Raw genomic sequence first — 7313 nt, 5'->3', positions numbered from 1 at the left:
CGGCCTATCTCCACCGCGGCCGCATCGGTAGGCTCTGACTACGATTGTTAGCATCCAGTGCGAATTTAGCCTCCATTGAGCACGTGACCGGCGAAAATCTGAGCGCAGCGCTTCTTATAGATCCGGCACGAAAATATTTCGCACTGTTCGGGTGTGATGCGATTTCTCTGGAATGGAAAGGGACCTGTCATCTGGCAGAGCGCCGGGTTGACGTAGACATTCCGATTGTCAGGCGTCAGAGCGTCGCTGATGACGATTCCCACGTGAACCGATTCAATGGCGCGATTGCGCACGCGCAATGCGTCAACGTATGCTTTACGTGCGGTGACGTCATGGTCTACACCGCGCCATTTCACCAAGCGTCCCTGCTCGTCGAGTATCGGCGCTCCGGTGGACTCGGTATAAACGTCACGCCCATCCTTGTGACGATATTTGTTGACGAGGTGGTTGAACGGTTGACGGCTGACAGCCGATCCGTTCTGAGTCGGTGTCGCAATCCATCTCTCATCGCCATCCTCCACCAACAGATCTAGATAGCTCTTCCCGAGAATTTCTTCGGGGGTAAACCCTAGGATGTCTTGTATCGCTGCGCTGCTGTAAGTGCAACGCCCCTGCGGATCCTGCTCCCAAAGCCATTCGCCGGCCATTTCCGCCACGTGACGGAATCTCTCTTCGCTTTCCGAGAGAGCCTCCTTGTTTCGCTTTTGATCCGTGATATCTTGCCGGATCGCTATAAAGTGGGTGATCTTCCCCTGCGAATCGCGTGAAGCCGAGGCGGTTTCCAACGTCCAATAGAGGTCACCGCTCTTGGTGCGGCCCAAGATTTCGCCACGCCTTTCGCGGCCGGCCTTAAGCGTCTCCCAAAATAGAAGATGCTGATCGTTGGCCGTGTCGTGAGACCGCAATGGCAGATTCTGACCTATCAGTTCATCAGGATCGTAGCCGGTTAGCTGCGCGACGCGAGGGTTGACATATTCGACGTGCCCCTCCTTGTCTGTTATCAGAATGGCGGAGGGCCTCTGGTCGATTGCGGCCGACAGCATGAGCAGCCGCTCCTCAGCACGTTTAAGCTTTGTCAGGTCGTGGGCCACGCCGACGAAAAAGCGGCGTCGGTTTAGCCAAATCTCGCCGACCGAAAGGTACATCGGAAAAATACCACCGTTCTTTCGCCGGCCGCTGACTTCCCGTCCGATGCCGATGATCTTCTTCACGCCAGTCTCTCGAAACGCCGAAAGATAGCGATCATGCTCCTCGCGGTAAGGCGAGGGCATCAGCATTTTCACGTTCTGATCAAGCGTCTCATTCTGTTCATAGCCAAACAATTTTTCGGCGCCCGAGCTGAAAAGCAGGATATCGCCAGATTCACTGATCACGATCATGCCATCGGGCACGGCGTCGAAAATGACTTTGAGCTTATGCTTGATGTCAGAGAGAGCGACATCTTCAGCTATTTCGGAGTCGAGTCTACGAAATTTCAGCAGCGCCGATCCCGGCTCGCTCGCTTCAAGGGGCCATCGCGAACACAACGCGTCCAAGACGTGGCCGTTCTTTCGAAGTAGTCGAACTGGACGCCAAGGATCATCTACGTCAATTTGCTTGATTGCGGAATCGACGCCGGATGGGCGAGTCTTTTAGCAAAGCGATTTTGACGTTCGGAAGAAAAGGGCCGCCCTGCAGCTCTTTTTCAGTGTATCCGAGCAACTGTTCCGCAGCTGCGTTCATACAACAGACATAGCTGGCCTCGTCTACGAGGCAAACGCCTTCCTCGAACGCATCGAGAATCGAGCGCAAGGGCGGCAGGTCCTTCATCACAATTGCTTCCCTCAATAATCAGGTACTGGGTGCGATACCAGAAGCCACAAGCGCCGGGAGCGCTTTGCACGATCTTTAAATCAAAGATTTATGAGAGACGCTTCTCCGGCACATCCCCAATTAGCATTTTGCGCATCTCAAGGACATTGCCGCCTTCCGCTTTGTGATAGTTCACCGAATCCATCAGGGTGCGGATGAAGAAGATCCCGCGTCCGCGCTCGCTCAAGTCGGCGAAATCTGGTTCAGGGACAGCTTCAAGATCGAAGCCATGTCCGTGATCATACACCCGGACAACGAGGTCCTTGTCTTCGAGCTCGATGGAGATGCGGATGGTGCTTCCTGGGTCGCTCGGCGAGGCGTATTGGATGGCGTTGGCTGCGGCTTCAGTGAGCACCAAGTTGAGGTTGTAGGCCAAGGTGTCGTGATCGCCCGCGGAGACGGCTAGATCCTGGCCGATCTGCTCGGCAATATTGCCGATGAGCGCCAAGAAGCGAGTTTGATTTGGGACTTCGATGTCCACGCTTAAGATGCTTTTGGATGCGTCTCGCATGGAGATTTCCCAGTTAGGGGTTCATTGCGGCGATCAAGGTAATAGACGTCCCGTCTCGCGGAGTGGGGCAAGAATAGCGGGACGGGGATCGCGAGATAGGCTGGTCACCCGCAGGCAGCGCGGATATCTGTTGGGAGCACCAGTTATGACGCGAAAGCAGCGTGGGAAGTTTAACACGATTGCTACGGGGGTGCAGCCTTTTTGCGTTCTGGCGCACCAACGCTTGAGAGCCCTAGAGTGTTTAGCGTTCAAAACTTTGGATTTCATGGGACCGGAGGACGTCGGCAGGTGAACGCACCTTCAGTGACGACTACGGACGGCGGGATGCACTGGCGGCACCTTTGCGTCACGGGCGGAAGCTGAAGATAGAAATATGGGCTTTGATTTCGCAGGAAGAGTGTCGTGCACAAGCTGATCGGATCTTCCTTTGGGGACCACGCATGCGATCGAGCAGCAAGGCGCAGGCTGGTAAGCGATCTTCAACAACTTTGTACGTTACATAGAGCGGTAGATAAGGGATTCGCAATTGCGCGCATCCTGCTTAGAGTCGCTATCGGTGATCCGCCCTCGCAGTGCTTCGCGGAGGGAATTGTGACGAGCAGCGTGCGCTCAGAACCTTCAGCGGTTCAGATACCACAGAACGCCATAAATAAATCCAACGCATTCGTCGGACTGGGAAGAGAGGGCATCGTTTTTGATATTCCACCAGAACGACGGCCACTGAAAATTGGCTTGGCATCGACGCGCCGAGAAATCCGTTCGAGATATAGGGCGATCACATCCCGGAACTTTTCCTCGGAGTGTTGCATGACCGCGGTCACGACGCGGGCGAGCTTCCTCGCCGGGACAAAGGGTTTGCGACCGGTCCCGCGGCCTCTTCAAGACCTTCGTGTTAATCGGCCCGATAACGTGACCCCGCCTGTGTGCATAAATTCGATAACTTGCCGCGCCGATCGGCCTCTGGACCCCACGCCGATCGACACCGATACAACGAGTCTGTTCCCTGCGGCATTTCTCACGTTGCTGAATTCATCGACAAGTCCCCGCTCGCTCACGAAGCCATTCAAGCGGCCGCCGCGAAGGGCGACGGCGGTGTAACAGCCGCAATCGAACGGCTCACCAGCTTTATGGGCCATGGCCGCGGGGGACGTTAACGTCCTTGCGGGCAAGTTGGAGAACCTTGGCCTTACGGAAGCGCAGGTCGGAAGCCTCGTGAACGAGATTGTATCCCGCGCGGAAATACTGATCGGCGCGGCGGGCGCAGCGACGATTCGGCAGTTTTTGCCTGCGCTAGCTGAATGTAGCGGGCATGTCAACGAGCGGCCGGAAAGTTTGGCGAATTCACTCGTGAGCGGACGAAATGGGGAAGACGCCGAGACGCGGACACCCATTACAGCAACGCTGCTGGCGGCTGATCCGTGCCACCAGAAAACATCGACCTTCGAAAACGATTCTATCTTACGCAGCGGCTCCTGGAGATCGAGGGAGGCCACATAAATGAATTGGGCAAGGCGCTCGGGACTAGACCGTATGTTCGCCCGGTAAAAGCGATGGCGGCCCGCCCGACAGCATGTCCCTAATCGAGGATTGCGCCGGGCTAGCCGGCGCCGAGCCTCAGACATGGGGGACGGGCCTGATGAACAATATCGTTTTCGTGGGATTGGATGTCCATAAGGCGACTATTGCAGTCGCCGTCGCAGAGGGCGGGCGGGACGGTGAAGTCCGCGAATTAGGCAACTTCATCAATCGCCCCGACCACATCGGCAAATTGGTTGCGCGCCTGGCGAAGGGCGGTCGTTGCCTGTCTTTTTGTTATGAGGCTGGACCATGCGGCTATGGCCTATACCGTCAGCTTATCGGCCTTGGCCATGAATGCATGGTGGTGGCGCCGTCGCTCATTCCAATGAAGTCGGGCGACCGGGTCAAAACCGATCGGCGTGACGCGCTGATGTTGGCCAAACTCCACCGGGCGGGCGAACTAACCGCAGTGTGGATTCCCGATGATGCCCATGAGGCCATGCGCGACTTGATCCGTGCGCGTTCGACAGCGGTAAGGGTGCTGAGCAAGGCGCGGCAGCATCTGCAGGGTTTTCTTCTTCGGCATGGACGCGTCTACGCCGGCAAGAAAGGATGGACGCTGGCCTACCGCCGTTGGCTGACGACGGTGCGGTTCGACCATGCAGCCCAGCAATTGGTGCTTCAGGATTACCTCCACGCTGTCACGGACGCCGAGGCGAGAGTCGAACGGCTGTCCCGCCAGATCGAGGATTTGGCGCAAAACTGGTCGCAGGCCCCCGTAGTTGCCGCCTTGCAGGCTATGCGGGGCGTGGCCTTCATCATCGCCGTGACACTCGTCGCTGAAGTCGGCGATTTCACACGCTTCCCCAATCCCCGGCAATTGATGGCCTATCTCGGCCTGGTTCCCTCCGAGCGCTCCAGTGGCTCCACGGTGCGTCGGGCCGGAATCACCAAGGCCGGCAACGCCTTGGCGGTAAGCGCTCAACGTTCCCCGTGTAGCGGATTTGCGCTTTGACGCCGATGATTGGTTGCCCTGGATTCGGGTGATCGACATAGGTCTGAGCATATGTCTGGAGATAGAACGTTTCAGGTTTTGGATGTCAGCCCGGCGCGAACCCGTCGCACTTGGTCTCGCGCGGCGAAGGAGATGATTGTCGCCGAGGCAAGCGTGCCGGGTGCGAACGTCTCGGCGGTCGCCAGAGCGCACGGCGCCAGCGTGCAGCAAGTGTTTCGCTGGCGCCGAGAGGCTCAACCGGCGACGCGGACGGAGGCGTCTGTCGCCTTCGTCGAGCTGGCTCCTCGGCAGAAGGTTGAACCGGCTCCGGTTCAAACCGATGCGTGCGAGATTGCTGTGGCTGGCGTCATCCTGCGTATCGGCCCCTGTGTGCCGACAAAACGGGTGGTCGAGCTCATTCGCGCGGCGCGCCTGGCATGATTCCTCCACATGCCCGTATTGTTCTTGCGACGAAGCCAGTCGATTTTCGCAAAGGCCCGGACGGGCTGGCGGCGCTCGTGCGCGACGCTGGCGGCGATCCCTTCGGGGGCGCGCTTTACGTCTTTCGGGCCAAGCGCGCAGATCGCGTGAAGATTATCTGGTGGGACGGCACGGGCCTGTGCCTGTTCGCCAAGCGGCTCGAGACGGACCGTTTCTGCTGGCCGAAGCTCATGTCGGGAACAATCCATATGTCGGTTTCCCAGCTCACGGCCCTCGTCGAGGGCATGGATTGGACGCGGGTTCGCAGTGCGCCCCAAACACGGCCGACGAGCGTCGGCTGAAGATGCGGCATAGTGATTCAGGGAGAAGAAAGGGGCGCCACAAATCGCCGGTTTTATGCTTGTCTTTAGAGCATGGATGGCGACCTGCACGACCTCCCTGACGACCCCGCGGCGCTGAAGGCGATGATCGCCGACATGCGGCTTTCGCAGGCGTCCCTCCAGGCGGAAGTCGTGGCGCTGAAAGCCGCGGGCGCCGAGGCGCAGGCGCGGATCGAACGCCTGCATCTTCTGTTGAAAACCATTCAGCGCGCGACCTACGGGCGCAGCTCCGAGAAGCTCGACGAAAGCCAATACGGCTTCTCCTTCGAAGAAGTGCAGACGGGGCTTGGGGCGGTCGAGGCCAAACTGGAAAGCCTGCGGCCAAAAGCGGCTCATAAATCCGGCGGACGTCGTCCGCTACCGGCGCATCTGGAGCGCATTGAGGAAGTCATCGAGCCGGAGCCGCTGACGTGCGCCTGCGGTGCTTGCGCGCGGGTCAAGATCGGGGAGGACGTCAGCGAACGCCTCGACGTCACTGCTCCAAAGTTCCGCGTGATCGTGACGCGCCGCCCCCGATACGCCTGCACGGCATGCCGCGAGAGCGTCATCCAGGCGCCGGCGCCCGCTCGCCTGATCGAGGGCGGGATCGCCACGGAGCGGCTTCTGGCCACCATTGCCGTCTCCAAATACGCCGATGGACTGCCGCTCTACCGCCAGGAGACAATCTTTGCTCGCGAGAAGGTCGAACTCGGGCGCAATCTCATGGCGGGCTGGATGGGGCATGTCGGGTTCCATCTCGAGCCGCTGGCCGAACGTCTCTTTCAGCTTATCCGGGCTGGGGACAGAATCTTCGCCGACGAGACAACCTTGCCGGTGCTTGCGCCCGGACGGGGCCGAACGCGGACTGGCTATTTGTGGACCTATCTGCGAGACGACCGGCCCTGGGGAGGCGCCGGGCCGCCGATCGTCGTCTACCGCTTTGAGGACAGCCGCAGCGCGGAGCGCCTTGAACGGCATCTGGCAGGCTGGCGCGGCATTCTTCAATGCGACGGCTATGCGGCCTATCGCCGACTTGCAGAGCCCGATCGGCCCGGCGGATCGGTGACGCTTGCCTGCTGCTGGTCGCATCTGCGCCGGGAGTTTTACAAACTCCATATCGCGGGGGTCTCGCAGACGGCGACCTGGACGGTCGAGCGCATGGTCGAGCTATGGGCGGTCGAGGAGCAGATCAGAGGTTGCGATCCACAAACCCGTCTCGACGTCCGCCGCCAGGCCTCAACCCCGATTGTTGACGAACTCCAAGCCCGATGGGAAGCCGAGCTGGCGCAGATCTCTGCAAAATCCAAACTTGCCGAGGCGATCCGGTATGGGCTGACTCGCAGGAAGGAGTTCCGATGCTTTCTTAATGATGGCCGCGTCGAGCTCGACAACAATAGCGTGGAACGCGCAATCCGGCCGCAGACCATCACGCGTAAAAATGCGCTGTTCGCGGGGTCAGAGGCGGGCGCCGACACTTGGGCGACAATCGCATCGCTCCTGGCAACCGCCCGTCTCAACGACGTCGATCCGAACGCATGGTTGACGCAGACGCTCGAGCGCATCGCCGCCGGTTGGCCCAACAAAGACATCGACGCACTCATGCCCTGGAACTTCGTAAGCTCCTGACGCCACGCGTTGG

General features: G+C 59.3%; 7 protein-coding genes and 1 pseudogene. 4 read left to right on the top strand and 4 right to left on the bottom strand.

Going from position 1 to position 7313, the window contains the following annotated elements; all coding sequences use genetic code 11:
- Nucleotides 1–65: 65 nt before the first annotated feature.
- The 4 genes from ACR652_RS19915 to ACR652_RS19900 all read right to left on the bottom strand — a co-directional run bounded on the left by ACR652_RS19915 (nucleotide 66) and on the right by ACR652_RS19900 (nucleotide 3183).
- A complete protein-coding gene (locus tag ACR652_RS19915; protein ID WP_434508212.1) occupies nucleotides 66–1535 on the bottom strand; it encodes a PAS domain S-box protein in 1470 nt (489 codons plus the stop codon).
- A 52-nt stretch (nucleotides 1536–1587) separates the two neighbouring features.
- The gene (locus ACR652_RS19910; RefSeq protein WP_434508214.1) at nucleotides 1588–1809 is read right to left on the bottom strand and encodes a PAS domain-containing protein; all 222 of its coding nucleotides are present in this window, start codon (nucleotides 1807–1809) and stop codon (nucleotides 1588–1590) included.
- A gap of 91 nt (nucleotides 1810–1900) precedes the next feature.
- The gene (locus ACR652_RS19905; RefSeq protein ID WP_434508211.1) at nucleotides 1901–2362 is read right to left on the bottom strand and encodes an ATP-binding protein; all 462 of its coding nucleotides are present in this window, start codon (nucleotides 2360–2362) and stop codon (nucleotides 1901–1903) included.
- 626 nt (nucleotides 2363–2988) lie between these two features.
- Complete coding sequence (locus ACR652_RS19900) at nucleotides 2989–3183, bottom strand: hypothetical protein (RefSeq protein WP_434508210.1); 195 nt, start codon at nucleotides 3181–3183, stop codon at nucleotides 2989–2991.
- A gap of 812 nt (nucleotides 3184–3995) precedes the next feature.
- Between ACR652_RS19900 and ACR652_RS19895 the strand changes: the two are divergent.
- From ACR652_RS19895 to tnpC, 4 genes and pseudogenes are all read left to right on the top strand, one after another.
- Nucleotides 3996–4853, top strand: a pseudogene (locus ACR652_RS19895) (IS110 family transposase); the annotation flags it as partial.
- 93 nt (nucleotides 4854–4946) lie between these two features.
- On the top strand, nucleotides 4947–5315 hold the full coding sequence (locus ACR652_RS19890) for a transposase (protein WP_434508213.1): 369 nt from the start codon (nucleotides 4947–4949) through the stop codon (nucleotides 5313–5315).
- Nucleotides 5312–5656, top strand: coding sequence for an IS66 family insertion sequence element accessory protein TnpB (gene tnpB, locus ACR652_RS19885; protein ID WP_434508209.1), 345 nt, complete (start codon nucleotides 5312–5314; stop codon nucleotides 5654–5656). The genes ACR652_RS19890 and tnpB overlap by 4 nt, the downstream gene beginning before the upstream one ends.
- Nucleotides 5657–5728: 72 nt before the next feature.
- Nucleotides 5729–7300: an IS66 family transposase gene (gene tnpC, locus ACR652_RS19880; protein ID WP_434508208.1), complete on the top strand. Its 1572-nt coding sequence runs from the start codon at nucleotides 5729–5731 to the stop codon at nucleotides 7298–7300.
- Nucleotides 7301–7313: the final 13 nt, after the last annotated feature.

Source organism: Methylocystis sp., from assembly GCF_051061225.1.
Lineage (GTDB): Bacteria > Pseudomonadota > Alphaproteobacteria > Rhizobiales > Beijerinckiaceae > Methylocystis.
This window is presented reverse-complemented; position numbering and strand designations above follow the sequence as displayed.

Coding starts and splice junctions, on each gene's coding strand:
- ACR652_RS19910 (WP_434508214.1), bottom strand. CDS start 1,809: ATGAAGGACCTGCCGCCCTTGCGCTCGATTCTCGATGCGTTCGAGGAA.
- ACR652_RS19905 (WP_434508211.1), bottom strand. CDS start 2,362: ATGCGAGACGCATCCAAAAGCATCTTAAGCGTGGACATCGAAGTCCCA.
- ACR652_RS19890 (WP_434508213.1), top strand. CDS start 4,947: ATGTCTGGAGATAGAACGTTTCAGGTTTTGGATGTCAGCCCGGCGCGA.
- tnpB (WP_434508209.1), top strand. CDS start 5,312: ATGATTCCTCCACATGCCCGTATTGTTCTTGCGACGAAGCCAGTCGAT.
- tnpC (WP_434508208.1), top strand. CDS start 5,729: ATGGATGGCGACCTGCACGACCTCCCTGACGACCCCGCGGCGCTGAAG.